Below are 23,875 nucleotides of genomic sequence, written 5' to 3' on the forward strand. Positions count from 1 at the left end.
TCCTTATTTTTGTTTTCGACAAGCTTCAAAAAGTTCCTTTTGTTCTTGGATTTTTTGATCAATTTTCGAGCAGTCCTTGTGCTCGATTTTCTTCTGACAACGCTCCATTTCAAGTGTTATCATTTTTTTCTTGATTTTCAGCATCTTCTTGCTCATATGAGCTTCATCTAACATACCAACTGCCCGTTCATGTTGGGTTGATTCTACAAAGTTGTGGCGAAGAGCTTCTATTTTATCTCGTAGGTATTGTTTATCCATGTCGATACCTTTCTAATTTTTCAATCATGACTAAAAACGGTGGATTGTTGATTTGGTTGAGGGTACGATAGATTGTAGCAGTGTATTCTTGTTGTGGCAACTGGCTGACAAAATCCATGACTGCATCCCGTTCGATATCTCCGCCTTCATGCCCGTAATAAATCATGATGGCTATTCGTCCACCTTTAACTAGCATTTGGCAAAGTTTATCCAGTGCTTCAATAGTTGTTTGAGGTTGGGTGATAATGCTTTTATCAGCTGAAGGAAGATAACCAAGATTAAAGATGGCAGCTTTCACCTTAGTTACAAACTGATCCACGGTTTCATGACCTTGTAGGATTAATTCTGCATTGGTCAAACCAGCTTCTTGCAGGCGTTGGCTTGTTTTTTCTATAGCTTGTTCCTGTATATCGAAAGCATAGACTTGTTTAGCTAACTTAGCTAGAAAAAGGGTATCATGGCCATTTCCCATGGTCGCATCAACGACAATATCCTCTTGGGTGATGACTTGGGCAAGAAAATCATGCGCCATTTCAAGTGGTCTTTTCATTCATAAACTCCTGTTTTACAGCCTTGCATCCTTGGACGCTACCGCGTCGTCTCATTTCAGCCTCAATGCTATTTAGAACTTCCCATTTATTGAGACTCCACATAGGACCAATCAACATATCCCTAGGCGCATCACCTGTAATCCGATGGATAACGATATGTTTGGGAATAATTTCTAGTTGGTCACAGATAACCTTGACATATTCATCCTGACTCATGAGCTGCAAACGACCTTCATGATAATCCCTTTGCATCCGAGTATTGATCATGAGATGAAGTAGGTGAAGTTTAATCCCTTGGATATCATTGTCCCTTACACAACGCCGAACGTTTTCCACCATCATGTCATGAGTTTCACCTGGCAAACCATTGATCAAATGGGCAACAATCTCAATCTTCGGATACTTTCGAAGTCGTTTGACTGTCTCTACGTAGAGTTCATAGGAATGGGCGCGGTTAATCAATTCTGAAGTTTCTTCATAAGTAGTTTGTAAGCCTAGTTCTACAGTAACATGCATTCGCTCTGATAATTCTGCCAAGTATTTAATTGTTTCATCAGGAAGGCAATCTGGTCGAGTTCCAATATTGATGCCAACTACACCTGGTTCGTTGATAGCTTGTTCATAGCGCTCGCGAATCACTTCCAGCTTTTCATGTGTATTGGTAAAATTTTGGAAGTAAACCAAATACTTTTTAACATCTGGCCACTTACGGTGCATAAAGTCAATTTCCTTATAGAATTGCTCGCGAATAGGAGCATCAGGAGCAACGATTGCATCTCCAGAACCAGAAACCGTACAAAAAGTACAGCCCCCATGTGCTACAGTTCCATCGCGATTGGGACAATCAAAGCCAGCATCAATAGGGACTTTAAAAGTCTTTTCTCCAAATAAATTTCGATAGTAATCATTTAAGGTATTATAGGATTTCATAGCTAATATTATATCAGAAAAGACCCGCAAACTCAAAAAAGGTCAGTAAGAGAGAGCATGCCTAGAAAGTGAAACGAAAGAAAAAGTCAAATTTTTTTTTATAAAAGCCTTTACAAAAAAATAAAAAGTGGTAAAATTAAAACATAAACATGCGCAAACGTTTTCGTAAAACGTTTGCCGAATAAATATAAAGGAGATTTGAATGATGAAAGATACATTCAAAAATGTCTTGTCTTTCGAATTTTGGCAGAAATTCGGTAAGGCTCTAATGGTGGTTATCGCTGTTATGCCGGCGGCTGGATTGATGATTTCAATCGGTAAGTCACTTGCAATGATTGACCCAAACCTTGCTCCCCTAGTTATTACTGGTGGCGTACTAGAGCAAATTGGTTGGGGAGTTATCGGTAACCTTCATATTTTGTTTGCCCTTGCTATTGGAGGAAGCTGGGCTAAGGAACGTGCTGGTGGTGCTTTTGCGGCAGGTCTTGCATTTATCCTTATTAACCGTATCACTGGTACAATCTTCGGTGTATCAGGGGATATGTTGAAAGATCCTAACGCTATGGTTTCAACAATCTTTGGTGGATCTATCAAGGTTGCTGATTACTTCATTAGCGTACTTGAGGCACCAGCTCTTAACATGGGGGTATTTGTAGGGATTATCTCAGGTTTTGTTGGAGCGACTGCTTTTAACAAATACTACAACTTCCGTAAACTTCCTGATGCCCTTTCATTCTTTAACGGGAAACGTTTTGTACCATTTGTAGTTATTCTTCGCTCAGCAATCGCTGCAATTCTTCTTTCAGCTTTCTGGCCACTTATTCAGACAGGTATCAACAACTTCGGTATCTGGATTGCCAATTCACAAGAAACAGCACCAGTTCTTGCACCATTCTTGTATGGTACTTTGGAACGCTTGCTCTTGCCATTTGGTCTTCACCATATGTTGACTATCCCAATGAACTATACAGCTCTTGGTGGTACTTACGATATTTTAACTGGTGCAGCAAAAGGCACTCAAGTATTTGGACAAGATCCACTTTGGCTTGCATGGGTAACAGACCTTGTTAACCTTAAAGGTACTGATGCTAGCCAATACCAAACATTGCTAGATACAGTTCATCCAGCTCGTTTCAAAGTTGGACAAATGATTGGTTCATTCGGTATTTTGATGGGTGTGGCTGCTGCTATTTACCGTAATGTTGAAGCAGACAAGAAACACCAATACAAAGGAATGATGATTGCGACAGCTCTTGCAACATTCTTGACTGGTGTTACTGAACCAATTGAATATATGTTCATGTTCGTTGCAACACCTATGTATCTTGTTTATTCAGTAGTTCAAGGTGCTGCCTTTGCTATGGCTGACGTGGTTAACCTACGTATGCACTCATTCGGTTCTATTGAATTCTTGACTCGTACACCAATGGCGATTAATGCGGGTCTTGGTATGGATATTATTAACTTTATCTGGGTAACAGCGCTATTTGCAGTTATCATGTACTTCATCGCCAACTTCATGATTCAAAAATTCAACTATGCTACTCCAGGACGTAACGGAAACTACGAAACTGCTGAAGGTTCATCAGAATCTGCTGCTTCTGGTGAGTCAAAAGTTGCAGAAGCTTCTCAAGCTGTTAACATCATCAACCTTCTTGGTGGACGTGCTAACATCGTTGACGTTGACGCATGTATGACTCGTCTTCGTGTTACTGTAAAAGACGCTGAAAAAGTCGGAACAGAAGAACAATGGAAAGCTGAAGGAGCTATGGGACTTGTCATGAAAGGGCAAGGTGTCCAAGCTATCTATGGACCTAAAGCTGATGTTTTGAAATCAGATATTCAAGACCTTCTTGACTCAGGTGAAGTGATTCCTGAAACTCTTCCAAGTCAAATGGCATCATCTTCTAAAAATGCTGTTGTATATAAAGGTGTAACTGAAGAAGTTTATTCAGTTGCTGACGGTCAAGTGGTTGCCTTGGAACAAGTAAAAGACCCAGTATTTGCTCAAAAAATGATGGGTGATGGATTTGCGGTGGAACCAGCAAACGGAAACATTGTATCTCCAGTTTCAGGTACTGTATCAAGCATCTTCCCAACTAAACACGCTCTTGGTCTTGTGACTGAAGCAGGTCTTGAAGTGCTTGTTCACATTGGTTTGGACACAGTAAGTCTTGAAGGTAAACCATTTACAGTTCATGTTGCTGAAGGACAAAAAGTTGCGGCAGGTGATCTTCTTGTCACAGCTGACTTGGATGCTATCCGTGCAGCAGGACGTGAAACCACAACTGTGGTTGTCTTCACAAATGGTGATGCGATCAAATCAGTTAAATTAGAAAAAACAGGTTCTCTTGCTGCTAAAACAGCAGTTGCAAAAGTAGAATTGTAATATTTAGGAGGTTGGAAGCTGTTTCCAACCTCTTGTTTATAGGAGAAAAGCATGAAGTTTTTAACACTCAATACCCATAGTTGGATGGAAAAAGATCCTGAACAAAAGTTCCAACTTTTACTTCAAGATATACTTAAAAACAGTTATGATTTGATTTGTTTTCAGGAAATCAACCAGGAAATCACCTCAGCGCAAGTAGAAGCTGGTGCACTTTATCAGCCATTACCATCGGCTGAGCCGATTCATCAAGACCACTATGTGCGACTTTTGGTAGAGAAGTTGGCTGAGCAAGGTCAAAACTATTATTGGACTTGGGCCTACAACCATATCGGTTATGATCGCTATCATGAGGGTGTGGCAATCCTATCTAAAACACCAATTGAAGCTCGTGAAATTTTGGTTTCAGATGTCGATGATCCGACAGATTACCACACTCGTCGAGTTGCTCTAGCAGAAACAGTAGTTGAAGGTAAAGCACTTGCAGTTGCCAGTGTCCATCTTTCTTGGTGGGATAAAGGCTTCCAAGAGGAATGGGCGCGCTTTGAAGCAGTTCTGAAAGAATTGAACAAGCCACTCTTGCTAGCAGGTGATTTTAATAATCCTGCAGGCCAAGAGGGTTACCAAGCTATTTTAGCTAGTCCATTAAACTTACAAGATGCATTTGAAGTTGCAAAAGAAAGAAGTGGTAGTTACACTGTTCCGCCTGAAATTGATGGTTGGAAGGGGAACAGCGAACCTCTTCGAATCGATTATATCTTTACAACAAAGGATGTGCAGGTAGAAAAACTTCACGTGGTCTTTGATGGTAAAAACAGTCCACAGGTGAGCGACCATTATGGTCTCCAAGCAGAATTAGCTTGAAAAGACTAAATAAGGTATTTTAGTAAAAACAAACCAGTCCCCCTTCTACTAGCAGAAGGGGTTGATTTATTTAAGGAGTTAATATAGTTAAAGTTTTTTATTGAATAACTTGTAAAAAAAGATAAAATCCTTTAAAATAAAAAGTGTTGGAGGAATTTATGATTGTAAATCAAATAAAGCGTATGATCCCGACGCTAAAGGTAAATAATAGAAATCTAAATGAATCATTTTATATTGAGACTTTGGGGATGAAACCTTTGCTTGAAGAGTCAGCCTTCTTATCACTAGGAGACCAGTCAGGCATTGAAAAGTTAGTTTTAGAAGAGTCACCAAGTATGAGGAGCCGTAAGGTTGAAGGGATTAAAAAATTAGCTAAATTACTTGTAAAGGTAGAGAAGCCATCTGAGATTGAAGCACTACTAGCTAGAATGGAAGAAATCCCTCAACTCTATAAGGGAGCTAAGGGATATGCTTTTGAGCTTCTTTCTCCAGAAGGGGATTGTATTCTTATTCATGCCGAAGATAATATCAAGGATTTGAAAAAAGTTGAGGAAGAAGTCACTTTTTCAAAAGATGAGGAACTGAGATATTTAACAGCCTTTGAAATATCGGTGGAAATTAACTTACCAGATAAGACATCAAGCCTACTTGAAAAAGAAGAAATCGAAAATCGACTAGCTTTTAATCAAGCTCAAGGGAGCGATTTACTGGTTGAAAATAATGTAACTTGGGACTTGTCCATGTTAAAATTTCAAGTAGAGAATTTAGATTTGCCGGTATTGCGTCAGAGATTTGAAGAAGCCGGTTACTTTATTCCAAAATCGGAGAAGTTTTTCCTCACTAAGGATACAAACAATATTGAATTGTGGTTTGAAGCAGTATGAAACAAAAAATCATTCAAAAAATAAAGCAACAAATTGAGGCAGGGATTTATCCTGGTGCCTCTTTTGCATATTATCAGGATGGCGTTTGGTCTGACTGGTATCTAGGAGAAGCAAATCCAGAAATTGGTGAGCAGACTCGTGAGGACTTGGTCTATGATTTGGCAAGTGTCAGCAAGGTTGTTGGAGTAGGAACGGTCTTAACCTTCTTGTGGAAGGAAGGTAAGATTGAGCTTGATAACTCCATAAGAGACTATCTTCCAGAAGTAGATTATCCAGACATCACTGTTCGTCAACTCCTAACGCATGCGACAGATTTGGATCCTTTTATCCCAAATAGGGATCAGCTTTCAGAAGACCAGTTGAGGAATGCCATGTATCATTTGAATCGCCGAGAGAAGAGAGCCTTTCTCTACTCGGATGTGCACTTTCTCTTGCTAGGTTTTCTCTTGGAAAACTATTTTGAAAAGGACTTGGATCAGATTTTACAAGAGAAAGTTTTGGAACCTTGGGGAATGAAGGAAACTCAGTTTGGTCCAGTTAGCCGTGCTGTTCCAACGGTCCGTGGACAGAAAGCAGGAGTGGTCCATGATCCTAAGGCTCGTTTGCTTGGAAAGCATGCAGGTAGTGCAGGCTTGTTTTCGACAGTTCATGATTTAAAAATCTTTCTAGAGCATTATTTGCAGGATGATTTTGCTGAAGGATTGAGTCAGAATTTTTCGGATCTGAGTGATAAAGAACGTTCATTAGCATGGAATATAGAAGATGAATGGTTGGACCATACAGGCTATACTGGGACCTTTATCATGTGGAATCGTAAGAAACAAGAGGCAGCAATTTTTCTATCTAACCGAACCTATGAAAAAGATGAGCGTGCCCAGTGGATTTTGGATCGTAATCAGGTCATGGACTTGATTCGAGAGTCAGACTAGGGAGGAAGTATGTCAAAAGCTTTAAAAGGAACTCTTTATACAGTCATTGCAGGTATTGCCTGGGGCTTGTCTGGAACCAGTGGTCAGTACTTGATGGTTCACGGGATTTCAGCCCTCGTTCTGACCAATATCCGTTTGATAATCGCTGGTTTACTCCTGATTCTTCTTGCCTATACTAAATCGAGGGATAAATTTATGGCTTTTCTGAAGGATAAATCAAGCCTGTTTTCTCTCTTGTTATTTTCTTTATTTGGTCTTTTTCTAAATCAATTAGCCTATCTATCAGCTATTCAGGAGACAAATGCTGGGACAGCGACAGTTCTCCAGTATGTCTGTCCAGTTGGAATCCTTGCTTACACTTGTATCAAGGATAAGGTGGCTCCGACGCTTTCAGAAATCATCTCTATGTTTTTAGCTATAGGTGGGACTTTTCTCATTGCAACCCATGGGCAATTGGATCAACTCTCGATGACTCCAGCTGGTCTATTCTGGGGCTTGTTCTCGGCCCTAACCTATGCTCTTTATATCATTTTACCCATAAAATTGATTCAAAAACGGGGGAGCATATTGGTTATTGGTGTTGGAATGACCATCTCTGGTATACTAGCAGTGCCTTTTACAGGGCTTATCGGGGCTAGCATTCCCTTATCTTTTGATACCATTCTAGCTTTTGCCGGCATCATTCTGATTGGAACGGTCTTTGCCTATACAGCCTTCCTCAAGGGAGCTAGTATGATAGGACCAGTCAAGTCTAGCCTTTTGGCTTCGATTGAGCCTATCTCGGCAGTATTTTTTGCCTTCATGATTATGGGAGATATTTTCTATCCGATAGATTTTATTGGAATGGCTATGATTTTATTAGCTGTAACAATTATTTCATTGAAGGATTTAATGTTGGAAAAAAAACATCACTCCGTTTAATGGATTAAAACAGTCTTTGATAAGTCTGTTTTTTTTTAATCTTTCAGCAAGTTGGTTCATATAATTTTTTTATAATCAATCCATATTATTAAAGATAAGGAGGGAATATGAAGTTTCTACAAAGTATTTATCTTGCTAGACCTTGAAAATACTTAAAATAGTTTGATATCTTAATCGTTACTGTTCTAATGTTTGGAGAGTTTATCATTCGTTCTACCCAATAATTTATGGAGAGTTTATCGACTTCAACTCTTGCTAGTGTCGCAGAGACTACGACAAATCTAGCAAGTGATGGGGCAGCTTATTCTAGTAATTTCAATTTTCAATTGATGATGTTAGGGATTACCTTCCTTTATCTTGTGATTCGAAATTATGATTTTAAACAGCTTCCTATACGTTGGAGCTGGTCTGTTTTAATTTGGGTTCCCCTTATCTTTGCTGTAGTTGGGATATTCGGTGATATCATTACAACCCTCAGTGGCGAGTATAATTATTTCAATCCTCAACTAATTCCTTTTATAGACCCTATAGAAATCATTCGAAAATTTATGGCTTTAACGCCGATGGCGATTTGCTATGCTTTACTAAATGGTTTTTATGAAGAATTTTTCTTCTTAGGCTTACTGACTTCAGTCAAAGAAAAACATAAGTGGTTAGTTCTAATTTATTCCGTAATTATCAGGATTTCTTTCCATACCTATCAAGGATTGCTTTGGGCCTTGGTGATTGGGCTTGTTTATGGTCTGTTCTATTATTTCTTGTACAAGTATGTAGTCAAGAATTTACTGCCATTCTTTCTCATGCATGCTCTTGCTGATATGTTTGGTTCCAGTCTCTTGTATCTCTTGATTGCTTGGGGAAATTAAGAAATCAAACTTTTTGACAACAGTCCAATGAGTCACTGTATCAAAGGCTTCTTGTTCATAAAAACGAGGTCGGGATTTTTGGTCCCGACCTCTTGTTGATTCTATATGGATTAGTCTTTGTTTTCGTATGGCAAGATCAAGTTTAGGATGATACCTGTCATAGCTGATAGGGCAGTACCTGAAAGGGTAACTGGACCAAGTTTAAGGATAGCTCCACCAAGTCCAAGCACCAACATAGCACTTGCGATGATAAGGTTGCGCATTTGACCGAAGTCAACACGTTCTTTGATCAAGACTTTCAAACCGTTACTTGCGATAACCCCGTAAAGAAGGATAGACATACCACCAAGTACAGCGTTTGGAATTGTTGAAATCAAGGCAGTAAATTTCCCAAGGAAGCTAAGGGCAATTGCGATAAAGGCAGCGTTACGGATAACTGAGACAGAAGCGATACGAGTCATACCGATAACCCCTGTATTTTCACCGTAAGTTGTATTTGCTGGTCCACCGAGGAAGGCAGAAACAGATGTTGCGATACCATCACCAAGAAGAGTACGGTGTAGACCTGGTTCCTTCAAGAATTGGCGTCCACAGATTTGACCTAAAACGGTGTGGTCTCCGATATGTTCAGAAATCGTTACGATTGCGATTGGTAAGATGGCAATTGTTTCAGGACCGAAGTAAAGGTTGTATTGTTTGAAGGCACCACCTGTATTGAATGGTAGGTAGAAACCAGGGATTTCAAACCAGTTAGCTTCAAGAACAGGAGTGAAGTCAACCAATCCAAGTGCTAGAGCAAAGAGGTAACCACCGATAATGGCAAATAGGAATGGGATAATTCGTAGGAAGCCTTTTCCTTTTGTATTGATAAAGGCAGCAATCAAGAAAGTAACAACGGCTACAAGAGCGTTTTTCCAGTTTCCGTCAGCTACAAGACCAGCGTTGGTAACAGCTGAACTAGCAAGTCCAAGACCGATAACGATGATCATAGGACCGATAATGATTGGAGGTAAGAGTTTGTCGATCCATTTTGTACCTGCAAAGCGAACACTTGCAGCAACAAGGACATAAACAAAACCAGTCAGGATAACCCCTGTCTGAGCAGCAGATACATCGCCCCCCATTTCTTTCATGGCAAGTGACATAGCTGTGATAAAGGCAAAAGAAGAACCCAGATAAACTGGAACTTTAAAGCCAGTAGAGATCATGTAAATGAGTGTTCCTACACCTGATGCAAAAAGGGCAACCGATACAGGCATTCCCAAGATCAAAGGTACCAAGATGGTTGCACCAAACATGGCAAATACGTGCTGGAAGCTAAGAAGAATTCCCTTTCCAGCTGAAGGACGTTGGTCAACGTCTAATAACAAATCAACAGTTGATTCCTGTTTCATATTAACCTCACTTTTGGGCATCAAAAAAGAGCCCATTATTTTATAGCAATAGGCTCCCAGAGTAAGACCTCTCTAAAACAAGACTCCTTTATCAAGTTTTAAAGAGTTTTATATAGATCTGCGCCTTCGTCACCTCACGGGATGACATTAAAAACCTTTGCTTAGGATAGTATAGCAGAAAAAAATGATTTTGTAAATCATTTTTTCCCAAGCTTTGAAATAAGAAAGCGAGGTATGATTTTGTAAATCATTTTTTCCCGAGCGTTGAAATAAGAAAGCGAGGTGTGAGTTTGCAGATTTTTAATCTTTCTAAAGCGGACGTTTGTTAGGCATGCCAGCCTTTCTTGGGTATTTATTTGGAGTTTCTTTTTTCTTCTCGACAATAGTAATGTAGCGAGGGTCTCCGTTAGGAAGTGTGTAGCTAAGATTATCTTCGACCTTGCTGAAGAGGAGGTTGAGGGCATTTTTAGCTTCAGTTAATTCCTCTGGTGCGCTGCTAGCCTTCAGTGCTAGCAATGTTCCTCCGACTTTCAGGTAGGGGATAGTCAACTCAGATAATATCTGCATACGGGCAACAGCACGAGCCGTAACAATATCAAACTGAGCACGGAAATTCTTATCTTGGGCAAAATCTTCGGCACGTCCATGATAGAAGTGAACATTTTCTAAACCTAGTTCTTGTGCTAATAGATTAAGAAAGTTGATTCGTTTATTGAGGGAATCAATAATAGTTACATCTAGCTGAGGATAGAGGATCTTCATCGGAAGGCTAGGAAAACCTGCTCCAGCACCGATGTCTAAGAGTTTAATAGGCTGGTTTTCAATCAATCCCTGTAAAATAGGAGCAATAGAATCATAGAAATGTTTGAGATAGACTTCTTCCTTTTCAGTAATAGCAGTCAGGTTGATTTTTTCGTTCCACTCGACTAAGAGTTCAAAATAACGCTCAAATTGAACTTTTTGCTGGTCAGAAAGAATAATATTTTGTTCAGCTAGCAAGTTATAAAATGTTTCTGGTTTCATAGTAGTTTCCTTCTTTAGTATCATCTTATTTTACCACAAAAAGATAGAAATTTGATATACTGGTACTAATCTAAAAACAGAAAGGAGATATCAGATGAATTGGATTATTCTTGGAGTTCTTGCTCTTATTGGTATCTTTGTGATTATTACCTATAATGGATTGGTTAAAAATCGCATGCAAACTAAAGAGGCATGGAGTCAGATTGATGTTCAGTTGAAACGTCGTAACGATCTCTTGCCAAACTTGATTGAGACCGTGAAAGGATATGCAAAGTATGAAGGTTCAACGCTTGAAAAAGTTGCAGAACTTCGTAATCAAGTAGCAGCAGCAACTTCACCAGCAGAAGCTATGAAGGCTAGTGATGCTCTTACACGTCAGGTTTCAGGAATTTTTGCTGTTGCAGAAAATTATCCAGACCTAAAAGCGAGTGGCAACTTTGCACAATTGCAAGAAGAGCTGACCAATACTGAAAATAAAATTTCTTACTCTCGCCAACTCTACAATAGTGTTGTTAGCAACTATAATGTTAAATTGGAGACTTTCCCAAGTAACCTAGTTGCTGGACTCTTTGGTTTTAAAGTGGCTGATTTCCTTCAGACTCCTGAAGAAGAAAAGGCAGTACCTAAAGTCGATTTTAGTGGTTTAGGTGACTAGGATGTTGTATGATCAAATCGCTAGTAATAAGCGAAGAACTTGGATTTTACTACTAGTATTCTTTTTACTTTTGGCTTTGGTTGGATATGCAGTTGGTTACCTCTTTATGCGGTCTGGTCTTGGTGGCTTAGTTATCGCTTTGATTATCGGCTTTATCTATGCCTTATCCATGATTTTTCAATCAACAGAGATAGTCATGAGCATGAATGGTGCGCGTGAGGTGAATGAGCAGACTGCACCAACCCTCTATCATGTTGTGGAAGATATGGCTATGGTGGCGCAAATCCCCATGCCACGAGTCTTCATCATCGATGATGCCAGCTTAAATGCCTTTGCTACGGGTTCAAATCCCCAAAATGCAGCGGTAGCAGCAACGTCAGGACTCCTTGCAATTATGAATCGTGAAGAGTTAGAGGCGGTTATTGGTCATGAAGTCAGTCACATTCGTAACTATGATATTCGGATTTCTACGATCGCGGTTGCCCTTGCTAGTGCTATCACCATGCTTTCTAGTATGGCAGGTCGTATGATGTGGTGGGGTGGTGCAGGCCGTGGTCGTAGAAGTGATGACCGAGATAGTGGTGGACTTGAAATTATTATGCTAGTTGTTTCTCTTCTAGCAATTATTTTGGCTCCCCTAGCAGCAACCTTGGTACAACTAGCCATCTCTCGTCAGCGAGAATTTTTAGCAGATGCTTCAAGTGTAGAGTTGACTCGTAATCCTCAAGGGATGATCAATGCCCTTCGTAAGCTGGACCATAGTCAGCCTATGAGTCGTCATGTGGATGATGCTAGCAGTGCACTTTACATCAACGATCCTCAAAAACGAGGTGGCTTGCAAAAACTCTTCTATACCCATCCGCCAATCTCAGAACGTATTGAGCGTTTGAAACATATGTAAAAACATCCAGAGATTTTCCTCTGGATTTTTGCATCAATCACCTCACTTGTGACTTGTCCTCTCACAAAAAAGTAGTATAATATATGTAATTAAATACTAGTGAGGTGAATCATGTATAAGCGTTGGATGACCTTTTTCTTGATTTTGATTTTCACGCCAATACATTTGAGTATTGCTGACAAAGTCATGAGGACAAATTCATTAGTCCTATCAATCATTTTTACACTTGTTGAGCTTGCAATATTTTTTTATGTAGGAAAAAAGTATGACCTGTTTCACGTTCGAAAAATCTGCCTAAAAGACATTCTGAAATGGCTTCTCTCCTACGCCTTGCTCTTCCTGTTTTATATCTTGGTCAATTTTTTAGGCCCTACCCAATCAGATACAACTCAAGCGGTGAAAAGTTTATCACTTTCATTGCCTGTGCTCTTTCTAGATCTCTGTATTTTAGCACCCGTTACGGAAGAAATTTTTATGCGAGGACTGTTACAAGGGACAGTACTTAAGAATACATATATTGGCTTGGTTGCCACATCGGTTCTCTTTGCTTATCTACATGGACCCTATACGATTCCTAGTTTTATCACCTATTTAGGTATGGGTGTGGCATTTGGTATAAGGTATAAGACTTCCGACAATCTTTGGAATTCTATTCTTTTACATTTTCTCAATAATCTAGTTGCATTTTGCTTTATGTATTTGATATAATCTCCAAATTAGAATGCTCTAAGTTTTAAATATAGGTAAAAACTATTTTTATCTTATACAACCGAAATAATAGTCAGTCATGAGCTGGCTTGTAGAGTATGTAGCAGAACCTTCTAAAGCAAGGCTCCTCAAAAACTCTTCTATCCTAACCCCTTATGAACGTTTGAAACATATGTAAAAAACATCCAGAGATTTTTCTTTGGATGTTTTATTTCTAAAAGTTAAAGATCTTGTAAATCAACGACTTCCAAACTATGTTCTGTCAAACGATAGATATTCGTACAGACTTCTTTTAAGAAACGTCGATCATGCGAAACAGTAACCAGACCACCGGGATAATTGGCAAAGAGTTTTCTGATTTCTGGTTGAGAAGTTGGAGAAAAGTTTCGTGTGGGTTCATCCAGAAGGAGAAAGTTTGGTTTTCGCAGAACTAAATTCAAAAGAAGGAGTTTACCCTGTTGACCTCCAGATAAGGAGTGGATTTGGTGGTGCATCTCTGGATAGCTGAAGTTGAGACTGGCTAAGTGAGATTGAATTTTCTGTAATTCCTCTTTGTGTCCAGTTTGGTTGAGAAATTCTACTGGAGATAGATCCAAATTCAATGTTTCTTGGTAATCTTGTGGCATAAATCCAAGCGAAATCTCTCTTTTGCCGCTTAGTAGTTGATGTAACTTTGCTAAAAGAGTGGATTTGCAAACGCCATTGGGACCGATAATGCCGATTTTATCTTGACCACGGACAGTTAATTGTAACTCCTGAGCCAAAACACGCTCACCAATGGACAAAGTCTCATTTTCCAGTCGAACTAAGACTTTTGAAGTGGCTAATGGCTCTATATCTGAGAAGAAAAGTTGAATTTGCTCTTCTTCAAGTGGCTTTTGGGCCATGGACTGAGCTGCTTTTTCGTAACGTTTTTCTTGAGAAAGAACATTTTTCATCTTTTTAGCCAATAGTCTCCCGGCAGTACTATCTTTAGTGTTTCGCAAGGCAGTTTCTACTCTTTGCTTGACTTGGCGATGTTTTTCCATGGTTTTATCATAGGAACGTTGATCGTTGGCAGCTTGCTGGCTTTGTCTGGCAAAATTAACCCTTCTCTGTTCACTATAGCGATCATAGTCTAAATGTTCGACCAGGGTTTCAGCTTCCTTTCGATGCTTGACCAGTCGTAAGTGGATTATGGTATCTGCCGTTTGAGAGAGAAAGTCTTCATCATGGGAAATGAAAATAACAGTTTGCCTGGTCTTTTGAATCTGACCTTTTAGCCAATCAACCGTCTCAAGGTCTAGGTCATTTGAAGGTTCATCTAAAAATAGAATCTCAAAAGGTTTTGCTAACTCATGGATGAGCTGAATTTTCAAAGCTTCGCCCCCCGAGAGACTCCCAATTTCTTGGTTGCTAGCAAAACGGTCGCTATCAAAATGCAATTCCTCAGCCAAGCGATAGAGAATGCTGAAGTCCAAATCAGCAGACTCTAAAAAGAAGTAGTCCTGTAGAGATTTTTTCTTCAATTCTTCAGGGAGATGTTGGGGGATGTAGGCCAGTGACTGAAGGTCAGACTGGATTTCTCCCCTGATAGAAAAATCAGCTAATCTTTCTCCCATTAAAGCTCGTAGTAAGGTTGATTTGCCATTTCCTTCTTCTCCAATAATAGCTACCTTTTCTCCGTCTTGGATAGTCATATTTAAATCGGAAATAAGGTCTCGTAAATCTTTGTTTTGTGTGATGGTTAGATGATTGATTTTTATCATATTGTTGGCCTTTCTAGAATATCCATAGTGCATAACAAAAGCTCTACTTTATCTAGTAGAGCCCAAAGTCTATGTCAAAAAACTCTTTTAAAAGGGCTGAAAATCCAGCAGAAAAAAGAGCACACAAAAAGAGACAGAAACAAGATCTACTAAATAAAGGTTCTTTATTTGATAGACTTAGTTGTTCATGTCTCCCTTACCTCCGAAAATTATTATGTTTATTTTATACCTTTTGGAACACTTTGTCAAAAGAAATGAGAAATTCAAATCTTTCTAGAAACCAAAAACAGGTCCATAGAGTGTCAAAACGTGTTTGACTTGATCGTAGTGGAATTTGTCATAGTTTCGCCAAGCTGTGCGAGCTTCTTCATTGAGTTTAAGGGTGCCAAGTCCAATCAAGAGACTGGTATGTTGGTAAAATTTCTCAAGATCAACTAAGATAGAGTTATCTAGTTTCTTTGTCTTTTTAAGTTGTCTGAGTAGCTCGTCAATATTTTGCTGCAAGCACAGATCATCAGGCAATCCTTGTTTGCAAGTCTGGTAAGCTTTGTTTAACTCGGAAATGAGTTGATAAGCTTCTAAGATTAGTTCTTTGTCTTCCATATGAGCGTCCTCCTTTGCTCATGTATTGATGTCTATAGTATAGCACAAAAAGAAAAATTGTAATAATAAATATATCAAAAAATCAATAATATAAAACAAAAAGGATTTAGCTCTATCAATAACAGAACTAAACCCTTAGAAGCAATAGATTTTTAAGGATTTGAATTTCGATTGTCAATCAGCAATCAGTTTTTTTATTTCCAGATGCTGAATCAAAATGAAATGGTAAGGAGTATTAGGAAAATAAGGAAAGTGGTGCCATCGACCAAACTATTATTCATGCCACACAATCCTTTCGCTAGATAGGGAACTAGGGGGTATAAGACACACTGTATAAGGGTGACTGTTATCCTTACTGCCGAGCTGGTTACAGTATACTCCTTTCTACTTTATCATTCCTGTCTTTTTTATAGTCTTTTGAATATCGGAATTCAATTATTTATAGCTAAAAGTAGAGTTAGGAAGTTCATATTCCTACTAGTTCTCCGAATCATTTTTAAATTTTCTATCTACCAATTTTGTTTCTATTATAGAAGAACACCGACATTCGGAATGGAAAACTCTGACTTTTAAATTCAAAGTTTGGAAGGCTTACTTCTAGCATTTTCATGGTATAATCAAGTGAGTAAATCTTTATGGAGGAAGTATGAAATTAAATATTCAAGAAATTCGTAAGCAGCCTGAAGGTTTGCACTTTGAGCAAACTTTAGACTTAGCAGTTGACTTGCGTTCCCGTAATCAAGAAATTTTAGATGTAAAAGATATTGTCGCAGTAGGAAAAGTCCAGTACGAAGACCGTATGTTTTTCTTGGACTATCTCTTATCTTATACAATCGTTCTAGCTTCTAGCCGTAGTATGGAACCGGTAGAATTAAAAGAATCTTATCCAGTTACAGAAGTCTTTATGGAAGGAGCTTCTAATCAATTGGACCAAGAAGTTTTAGATGATGACTTGGTCTTGCCTATCGAAAATGGGGAAATCGACCTGGCTGAAAGTGTCTCAGATAATATCTTGCTCAATATTCCTATCAAAGTCCTAACAGCTGAGGAAGAAGCTGGTCAGGGATTTGTTTCTGGAAATGACTGGCAAATCATGTCTGAGGAAGAGTATCAAGCTCAACAGGCAGTCAAAAAAGAAGAAAATAGTCCATTTGCAGGTTTGCAAGGACTGTTTGACGGAGACGAATAGATGGTTTTATCCAAGAAACGTGCCCGTCATGTCATTGAGGAAATCATCGCTCTTTTTCCAGATGCGAAACCAAGTCTAGATTTTCGCAATCATTTTGAGCTCTTGGTTGCTGTAATGCTGTCAGCTCAGACGACAGATGCGGCAGTCAACAAGGCTACACCTGTCCTTTTTGCAGCCTTTCCAACCCCACAAGCCATGGCAGATGCAAGTGAGAGTGAGATTGCCTCGTATATTTCTCGCCTAGGACTTTATCGCAATAAGGCTAAATTCCTCAAAAAATGTGCCCAACAACTCCTGGATGATTTTGACGGTCAAGTCCCTCAGACTAGGGAAGAATTAGAGAGTTTGGCAGGAGTTGGCCGAAAAACAGCTAACGTAGTTTTGAGCGTGGGATTCGGTATTCCAGCTTTTGCAGTAGATACTCACGTAGAGCGAATCTGTAAACACCACGATATTGTTAAAAAATCAGCTACACCCCTTGAGGTCGAAAAACGTGTCATGGATGTTTTGCCACCAGAAGAATGGCTTGCAGCCCATCAGGCTATGATTTACTTTGGTCGTGCTATCTGTCATCCGAAAAATCCAGAATGCGATCACTATCCACAGTTGTACGATTTTAGTTCGTTATAAAATTGATTTCTTGTGTTTTTTCTTGCATCGATTCCTGGTTTGTGTTATAGTAGTACCAATCAAATATTCCTTTAATCCTGTCCCGTGAGGCAGGCAAGGAGCTGAATCAAGTAGAAGGGTGGAGTCTCTGCTGTTTTGGTAGGGCTGGCTTAACTATACATTCTCAAGTCTCCTTGTTTAAGGAGACTTTTCTTTTTGGAGGTTTGTCATGAAGACAAAAGAAGTTGTAGACGAATTGACCGTCAAGCGAGCGATTACTCGAATTACCTATGAGATTATCGAGCGAAATAAAGATTTGAACAAGATTGTACTGGCTGGGATAAAAACACGCGGTGTCTTCATTGCCCACCGTATCCAAGAGCGATTGGAACAGTTGGAATCTATCTCAGTGCCAGTCGTTGAGTTAGACACCAAACCATTCCGTGACGATGTCAAAAGCGGTGAAGATACTTCTATAATCTCTGTTGATGTGACAGAACGTGAGGTCATCTTGGTGGACGATGTGCTTTACACAGGTCGGACCATCCGAGCAGCTATTGACAACATCGTAAGCCATGGTCGTCCTTCTCGTGTGAGTTTAGCTGTTCTAGTTGACCGCGGGCATAGAGAATTACCGATTCGTCCAGACTACGTTGGTAAAAATATCCCAACCAGTCGTTCAGAAGAAATCATCGTAGAGATGACTGAACTTGATGGACAAGATCGTGTTCTTATTACTGAAGAAGCCTAGATAGCAAAAAGGAGTTAGCCATGTCAGAAAATCAACAAGCCATTCAACACGTAGTTTCTATGGAAGACCTTACTGTAGAACAAGTCATGAAATTGATTAAACGAGGAATTGAGTTTAAAAATGGAGCAAAAGCGTCTTACGTGGACCAACACATTGTCTCTAATCTCTTCTTTGAGAGTTCGACTCGTACCCACAAATCTTTTGAAGTAGCAGAGATTAAACTGGGACTTCACCTACTGGACTTCGATGTGAAGACAAGTTCAGTCAACAAGGGTGAAACACTCTACGATACAATTTTAACCTTGTCAGCCTTGGGAGTAGATGCCTGTGTCATCCGACACCCAGAGGTGGATTACTACAGAGAGTTGATCGATAGTCCGACGATTACGACTTCGATTATCAATGGTGGGGATGGTTCGGGCCAACACCCAAGCCAAAGCTTGCTTGATTTGATGACCATTTATGAAGAATTTGGACACTTCGAAGGACTCAAGGTAGCCATTGCTGGTGACCTTGACCATTCGCGTGTGGCTAAATCCAATATGCAAATCTTAAAACGCTTAGGAGCAGAACTCTACTTTGCTGGACCTGAGGAATGGAGAAGTCAAGAGTTTGCAGACTATGGACAGTTTGTAAGCATTGATGAAATCATTGACCAAGTTGATGTGATGATGTTTCTCCGTGTTCAGCATGAGCGTCATGAAAGTGGAACAGTCTTTTCAAAAGAGGGCTATCATGCTCAGCATGGTTTGACTCAGGAACGTTACGAACGCTTGAAAGATAAAGCTATTCTGATGCATCCTGCTCCTGTAAATCGCGATGTTGAAATTGCTGATCACTTGGTCGAAGCACCAAAATCACGTATTGTTCAACAAATGACCAATGGTGTCTTTGTCAGAATGGCAATTTTAGAATCTGTATTGACTTACAGAAACGGAAAATAAGACACAAAACGTTAAAAGATGCCTGAGAGCATCCACGAGAGGTGAATTTATGACTAAACGACTTCTAGTTTTAGAAGATGGAACAATTTTTGAAGGAAAAGCCTTTGGGGCTGACATCGATGTAACTGGTGAAATTGTCTTTAATACCGGGATGACTGGTTATCAAGAATCCATTACGGATCAGTCTTACAATGGGCAAATCCTAACCTTTACCTATCCCTTGGTTGGAAATTATGGGATTAATCGTGATGACTACGAGTCTATCAGTCCAACCTGTAAAGGTGTAGTAGTATTTGAAGAAGCTCGTAGAGCCAGCAACTGGCGCAACCAGATGACACTGGATGAATTTTTGAAGTCTAAGAAAATCCCTGGTATTTCAGGTATTGATACACGTGCTTTGACAAAAATCATTCGCAAACATGGAACTATGAGAGCGACTCTGACACATGTTGGAGATAGTATCGATCACATCACAGATCAGCTTCAAGCAACTGTTCTACCAATTGATAATATCAAACAGGTTTCTACAAAAACTGCTTACCCAGCTCCAGGAGTAGGTTTAAGTGTGGTACTTGTAGACTTTGGTCTCAAGCATTCAATCTTAAGAGAGTTGTCTAAGAGAGATTGTAATGTAACGGTCGTTCCTTATACTACAACAGCAGAGGAAATCCTTCACTTGAATCCAGACGGAGTTATGTTGTCAAATGGACCGGGAAATCCAGAAGATGTACCAGAAGCACTTGATATGATTCGTGGTATTCTTGGCAAGATTCCAATCTTTGGTATTTGTATGGGGCATCAACTCTTTGCAATGGCAAATGGTGCCAAGACCTATAAGATGAAATTTGGTCACCGTGGATTTAACCACGCTGTACGTGAAATTGCAACAGGGCGCGTGGACTTTACTAGTCAAAACCATGGATATGCAGTGAGTCGTGAAGATTTTCCAGACCATTTGATGATTACTCATGAAGAAATCAATGACAAGTCAGTTGAAGGTGTACGTCACAGATACCAACCAGGTTTCTCCGTGCAATTCCACCCAGATGCTGCACCAGGTCCGCACGATGCAAGTTATCTATTTGACGAGTTCATCGAGATGATGGAAGCCTTCAAACAAGCAAACTAAAGACGAGTGTGAAATCGTCGGATACTTTATGCAACTGAACACGGACGGAAAGCTCGGAATTTAGAGGACCCAACTCGGATTGTCAATCCTTCCTTGGTTTCCTAAAATTCAATCACTTTCTATTCGTCCTTTGTATCTTATTTAATGTCGCCCTGTGAGGCGACGAATAGAAAGGCAGGTCGTTTCTTTTAGTCGCTATTAGGCGAACTAAAAACTCCCTGCACTAGATTTTTTATCGAAAAAAATCGTTTCGCTAAAAAATCGTCGGAGAATTTATTTAATGGCAACCTGAGAGTTGCCGAATAGAAAGGAGAAGGGTGAGCCGTATTTGCTGAACTGAATACGGGCTACGGACGGTGCTAAAAAGATAGTTATTCCTAGAACTGACAGTTCTTCGTCGTAACTCCTATTTTAGCTTTGTCCGCTTGACGCCCTTAATATCTTATAAATGCCTAAACGTACTGATATTCAAAAAATTATGGTGATTGGTTCTGGTCCGATTATTATTGGTCAGGCTGCTGAGTTTGACTATGCTGGGACTCAGGCTTGCTTGTCTTTGAAAGAGGAAGGTTATGAGGTTGTCTTGGTGAACTCAAACCCTGCAACTATCATGACTGATAAGGAAATTGCAGACAAGGTTTACATTGAGCCAATCACACTTGAGTTTGTAACTCGTATTCTCCGTAAAGAACGTCCAGATGCCTTGCTTCCAACTCTTGGTGGGCAAACAGGGCTTAACATGGCCATGGAATTGTCTAAAAATGGAATTCTTGATGAATTGGGAGTAGAACTTCTAGGGACTAAATTGTCTGCCATCGATCAAGCAGAGGACCGCGATCTTTTTAAACAATTGATGGAAGAGCTGAACCAACCAATTCCTGAATCAGAAATTGTTAACACAGTGGAAGAAGCCGTAGCCTTCGCAGCAACAATTGGTTACCCAGTAATCGTCCGTCCAGCCTTTACACTTGGTGGTACTGGTGGTGGTATGTGTGCCAACGAGGAAGAATTACGTGAAATTGCTGAAAATGGTTTGAAGTTGTCACCTGTTACCCAATGTTTGATTGAACGTTCTATTGCAGGTTTCAAGGAAATTGAGTATGAGGTCATGCGTGACTCAGCTGACAATGCTCTTGTTGTATGTAACATGGAAAACTTTGACCCAGTCGGGATTCATACAGGGGATTCCATCGTATTTGCCCCAGCGCAAACTATGTCAGATTATGAAAACCAAATGCTTCGTGATGCAAGTTTGAGCATTATCCGCGCTCTCAAGATTGAAGGTGGATGTAACGTTCAGTTGGCTCTCGATCCTCACAGCTTTAAGTACTATGTCATCGAAGTAAATCCTCGTGTATCGCGTTCGTCAGCCCTTGCTTCTAAGGCGACAGGTTACCCAATCGCTAAATTGGCTGCTAAGATTGCAGTCGGTTTGACCTTAGATGAGGTCATCAACCCAGTTACAGGTTCAACTTATGCCATGTTTGAACCAGCCCTTGATTACGTCGTTGCCAAGATTCCACGTTTCCCATTTGATAAGTTTGAAAAGGGTGAGCGCCGTCTTGGTACTCAGATGAAGGCGACTGGAGAAGTTATGGCTATCGGTCGTAACATCGAAGAGTCACTTCTTAAAGCTTGTCGTTCACTTGAAATTGGGGTGCATCACAATGAAATGCCTGAACTTGCAGATGTTTCAGATGATGCCTTGATTGAAAAAGTTGTCAAAGCACAGGATGACCGTCTCTTCTATGTATCAGAAGCCATTCGCCGTGGTTACACACCAGAAGAAATTGCTGAGCTTACAAAAATCGATATCTTTTATCTGGATAAACTCTTGCATATCTTTGAAATTGAGCAAGAATTGGGTTCACATCCACAAGATCTTGAAGTTTTGAAAACTGCAAAATTGAATGGATTTTCAGACCGTAAGATTGCTGAACTCTGGAATACTACAGCTGATCAAGTTCGCCAACTTCGTTTGGAAAACAAGATTGTTCCAGTTTACAAGATGGTTGATACTTGTGCGGCAGAGTTTGAATCAGAAACTCCATACTTCTATTCAACCTATGGTTGGGAAAACGAATCCATCAAGTCTGAAAAGGAATCTGTACTGGTCCTAGGTTCTGGTCCAATCCGTATTGGTCAAGGGGTTGAGTTTGACTACGCAACAGTTCACTCTGTTAAGGCGATTCAAGCTGCTGGCTACGAAGCCATCATTATGAACTCAAACCCAGAGACAGTTTCAACAGACTTCTCTGTATCAGATAAACTTTACTTTGAACCATTGACATTTGAAGATGTCATGAATGTCATCGATTTGGAGCAACCAAAAGGTGTTATCGTTCAATTTGGTGGTCAAACAGCTATCAACCTTGCTGAGCCATTGGCTAAGGCAGGTGTGACTATCCTTGGTACGCAGGTTGCTGATCTAGACCGTGCCGAAGACCGTGACCTCTTCGAACAAGCCCTCAAAGACTTGGATATTCCACAGCCTCCTGGACAGACTGCAACAAACGAAGAAGAAGCAGTACTTGCAGCCCGCAAGATTGGTTTCCCAGTCCTTGTTCGTCCTTCTTATGTCTTGGGTGGACGTGCTATGGAAATTGTAGAAAACGAAGAAGATCTCCGTTCTTACATGCGCACAGCCGTTAAGGCAAGTCCAGATCATCCAGTTCTTGTAGACTCTTATATCGTTGGACAAGAATGTGAAGTAGATGCTATCTCAGATGGACAAAATGTCCTCATCCCAGGTATCATGGAACATATCGAACGTGCCGGTGTCCACTCAGGTGACTCCATGGCTGTTTACCCTCCACAAACCTTGTCTCAAAAGGTTCAAGAAACAATCGCAGACTACACAAAACGTCTAGCAATCGGCCTTAACTGTCTTGGTATGATGAACATTCAGTTTGTCATCAAGGATGAGAAAGTTTACGTTATTGAGGTGAATCCACGTGCCAGTCGTACCGTACCGTTCCTATCAAAAGTAACCAATATCCCTATGGCTCAGGTAGCAACCAAGCTCATTCTTGGTCAAAGTCTTGAAGAACTTGGTTATCAAGATGGGCTTTACCCAGAAAGTAGTCGTGTTCATATTAAGGCACCAGTCTTCTCCTTTACCAAGCTTGCTAAGGTAGACAGCCTCCTCGGTCCTGAAATGAAGTCAACAGGGGAAGTTATGGGTTCTGATACGACTCTAGAAAAAGCACTATACAAGGCTTTTGAAGCTTCTTATCTTCACTTGCCAACCTTTGGGAATGTTGTCTTTACTATCGCTGATGATGCCAAGGAAGAAGCTTTGGATTTGGCTCGTCGTTTCCAAAATATTGGTTATGGTATCCTTGCGACTCAAGGAACAGCAGCTTTCTTTGAAAGTCATGGCTTGAAGGCTCAACTCGTTGGTAAGATTGGTGATGATGAACATGATATCCCAAGCTATGTTCGTAAAGGGAAAATCCAAGCTATCATCAACACAGTTGGTACTAAGCGAACTGCTGATGAAGATGGTGAACAAATCCGCCGTTCAGCTATTGAACACGGAGTTCCTCTCTTTACAGCTTTGGATACAGCGGATGCTATGCTTAAGGTACTTGAAAGCCGTAGCTTCGTTACAGAAGCAATTTAGTTTCTTG

Annotated in this window: 21 protein-coding genes and 1 pseudogene; 15 read left to right on the plus strand and 7 right to left on the minus strand. The window is 40.1% G+C overall.

Going from position 1 to position 23,875, the window contains the following annotated elements; genetic code table 11:
* Positions 1-3 precede the first annotated feature (3 nt).
* Genes RRU92_RS05370 through RRU92_RS05380 form a run of 3 tightly spaced genes read right to left on the minus strand, consistent with a single transcriptional unit; the run spans position 4 to position 1,739 of the window.
* Positions 4-258 carry a hypothetical protein gene (locus RRU92_RS05370; protein ID WP_075231833.1) on the minus strand — a complete coding sequence of 85 codons (255 nt, stop codon included), beginning with the start codon at positions 256-258 and terminating at the stop codon, positions 4-6.
* The gene (locus RRU92_RS05375) at positions 251-808 is read right to left on the minus strand and encodes a tRNA (mnm(5)s(2)U34)-methyltransferase (protein ID WP_315638835.1); all 558 of its coding nucleotides are present in this window, start codon (positions 806-808) and stop codon (positions 251-253) included. The genes RRU92_RS05370 and RRU92_RS05375 overlap by 8 nt, the downstream gene beginning before the upstream one ends.
* Positions 792-1,739 (minus strand): TIGR01212 family radical SAM protein, encoded by a 948-nt coding sequence (locus tag RRU92_RS05380; RefSeq protein WP_410530120.1) that lies wholly within the window; start codon positions 1,737-1,739, stop codon positions 792-794. Before RRU92_RS05380 ends, RRU92_RS05375 begins: the two co-directional genes overlap by 17 nt.
* Positions 1,740-1,941: 202 nt before the next feature.
* Between RRU92_RS05380 and RRU92_RS05385 the strand changes: the two genes are divergently transcribed.
* The 6 genes and pseudogenes from RRU92_RS05385 (at position 1,942) to RRU92_RS05410 (ending at position 8,589) form a co-directional block, all read left to right on the plus strand.
* Positions 1,942-4,128 (plus strand): PTS transporter subunit IIBC, encoded by a 2,187-nt coding sequence (locus RRU92_RS05385; RefSeq protein ID WP_315638836.1) that lies wholly within the window; start codon positions 1,942-1,944, stop codon positions 4,126-4,128.
* A 51-nt stretch (positions 4,129-4,179) separates the two neighbouring features.
* Entirely contained in the window at positions 4,180-4,989 is an 810-nt protein-coding gene (locus tag RRU92_RS05390) for an endonuclease/exonuclease/phosphatase family protein (RefSeq protein ID WP_315638837.1), read from the plus strand.
* 158 nt (positions 4,990-5,147) lie between these two features.
* The gene (locus RRU92_RS05395; RefSeq protein WP_315638838.1) at positions 5,148-5,873 is read left to right on the plus strand and encodes a CppA N-terminal domain-containing protein; all 726 of its coding nucleotides are present in this window, start codon (positions 5,148-5,150) and stop codon (positions 5,871-5,873) included.
* Complete coding sequence (locus RRU92_RS05400; RefSeq protein ID WP_315638839.1) at positions 5,870-6,802, plus strand: serine hydrolase domain-containing protein; 933 nt, start codon at positions 5,870-5,872, stop codon at positions 6,800-6,802. The genes RRU92_RS05395 and RRU92_RS05400 overlap by 4 nt, the downstream gene beginning before the upstream one ends.
* A gap of 9 nt (positions 6,803-6,811) precedes the next feature.
* Positions 6,812-7,723 (plus strand): DMT family transporter, encoded by a 912-nt coding sequence (locus RRU92_RS05405; protein ID WP_315638840.1) that lies wholly within the window; start codon positions 6,812-6,814, stop codon positions 7,721-7,723.
* A 167-nt stretch (positions 7,724-7,890) separates the two neighbouring features.
* A pseudogene (locus RRU92_RS05410) lies at positions 7,891-8,589 on the plus strand (CPBP family intramembrane glutamic endopeptidase).
* Between the two features lie 110 nt (positions 8,590-8,699).
* Here RRU92_RS05410 and RRU92_RS05415 read toward each other — a convergent pair.
* Both RRU92_RS05415 and rsmG read right to left on the minus strand, forming a co-directional pair.
* Complete coding sequence (locus tag RRU92_RS05415; RefSeq protein WP_315638841.1) at positions 8,700-9,983, minus strand: uracil-xanthine permease family protein; 1,284 nt, start codon at positions 9,981-9,983, stop codon at positions 8,700-8,702.
* A gap of 309 nt (positions 9,984-10,292) precedes the next feature.
* Positions 10,293-11,006 carry a 16S rRNA (guanine(527)-N(7))-methyltransferase RsmG gene (rsmG, locus tag RRU92_RS05420; protein ID WP_315638842.1) on the minus strand — a complete coding sequence of 238 codons (714 nt, stop codon included), beginning with the start codon at positions 11,004-11,006 and terminating at the stop codon, positions 10,293-10,295.
* Between the two features lie 94 nt (positions 11,007-11,100).
* Here rsmG and RRU92_RS05425 point away from each other — a divergent pair, with 94 nt between their 5' ends.
* The 3 genes from RRU92_RS05425 to RRU92_RS05435 all read left to right on the plus strand — a co-directional run bounded on the left by RRU92_RS05425 (position 11,101) and on the right by RRU92_RS05435 (position 13,270).
* Entirely contained in the window at positions 11,101-11,661 is a 561-nt protein-coding gene (locus RRU92_RS05425; protein WP_049549071.1) for a LemA family protein, read from the plus strand.
* 1 nt (position 11,662) lies between these two features.
* A complete protein-coding gene (gene htpX, locus RRU92_RS05430) occupies positions 11,663-12,562 on the plus strand; it encodes a zinc metalloprotease HtpX (protein ID WP_315638843.1) in 900 nt (299 codons plus the stop codon).
* A 111-nt stretch (positions 12,563-12,673) separates the two neighbouring features.
* Positions 12,674-13,270 (plus strand): CPBP family intramembrane glutamic endopeptidase, encoded by a 597-nt coding sequence (locus tag RRU92_RS05435; RefSeq protein WP_315638844.1) that lies wholly within the window; start codon positions 12,674-12,676, stop codon positions 13,268-13,270.
* 221 nt (positions 13,271-13,491) lie between these two features.
* On the opposite strand, the gene RRU92_RS05440 is transcribed toward RRU92_RS05435, so the two are convergent.
* Together RRU92_RS05440 and RRU92_RS05445 are read right to left on the minus strand one after the other, a co-directional pair.
* Positions 13,492-15,051: an ATP-binding cassette domain-containing protein gene (locus RRU92_RS05440; RefSeq protein WP_315638845.1), complete on the minus strand. Its 1,560-nt coding sequence runs from the start codon at positions 15,049-15,051 to the stop codon at positions 13,492-13,494.
* Positions 15,052-15,291: 240 nt separating this feature from the next.
* A complete protein-coding gene (locus tag RRU92_RS05445) occupies positions 15,292-15,621 on the minus strand; it encodes a helicase BlpT (RefSeq protein WP_248035385.1) in 330 nt (109 codons plus the stop codon).
* Between the two features lie 646 nt (positions 15,622-16,267).
* On the opposite strand from RRU92_RS05445, the gene RRU92_RS05450 reads away from it, so the two are divergent.
* From RRU92_RS05450 to carB, 6 genes are all read left to right on the plus strand, one after another.
* Positions 16,268-16,810 (plus strand): DUF177 domain-containing protein, encoded by a 543-nt coding sequence (locus RRU92_RS05450; protein WP_315638847.1) that lies wholly within the window; start codon positions 16,268-16,270, stop codon positions 16,808-16,810.
* Positions 16,811-17,440: an endonuclease III gene (gene nth, locus RRU92_RS05455; RefSeq protein ID WP_315638848.1), complete on the plus strand. Its 630-nt coding sequence runs from the start codon at positions 16,811-16,813 to the stop codon at positions 17,438-17,440.
* A gap of 208 nt (positions 17,441-17,648) precedes the next feature.
* Complete coding sequence (gene pyrR, locus RRU92_RS05460) at positions 17,649-18,170, plus strand: bifunctional pyr operon transcriptional regulator/uracil phosphoribosyltransferase PyrR (RefSeq protein ID WP_049549150.1); 522 nt, start codon at positions 17,649-17,651, stop codon at positions 18,168-18,170.
* 20 nt (positions 18,171-18,190) lie between these two features.
* The gene (locus RRU92_RS05465; protein ID WP_315638849.1) at positions 18,191-19,114 is read left to right on the plus strand and encodes an aspartate carbamoyltransferase catalytic subunit; all 924 of its coding nucleotides are present in this window, start codon (positions 18,191-18,193) and stop codon (positions 19,112-19,114) included.
* A gap of 49 nt (positions 19,115-19,163) precedes the next feature.
* Entirely contained in the window at positions 19,164-20,243 is a 1,080-nt protein-coding gene (locus RRU92_RS05470; RefSeq protein WP_000166838.1) for a carbamoyl phosphate synthase small subunit, read from the plus strand.
* Positions 20,244-20,691: 448 nt separating this feature from the next.
* The gene (gene carB, locus RRU92_RS05475) at positions 20,692-23,868 is read left to right on the plus strand and encodes a carbamoyl-phosphate synthase large subunit (RefSeq protein WP_315638850.1); all 3,177 of its coding nucleotides are present in this window, start codon (positions 20,692-20,694) and stop codon (positions 23,866-23,868) included.
* The last annotated feature ends 7 nt before the right edge of the window (positions 23,869-23,875 follow it).

It is taken from the genome of Streptococcus sp. DTU_2020_1001019_1_SI_AUS_MUR_006 (assembly GCF_032340315.1).
In the GTDB taxonomy this organism is placed as follows: domain Bacteria; phylum Bacillota; class Bacilli; order Lactobacillales; family Streptococcaceae; genus Streptococcus.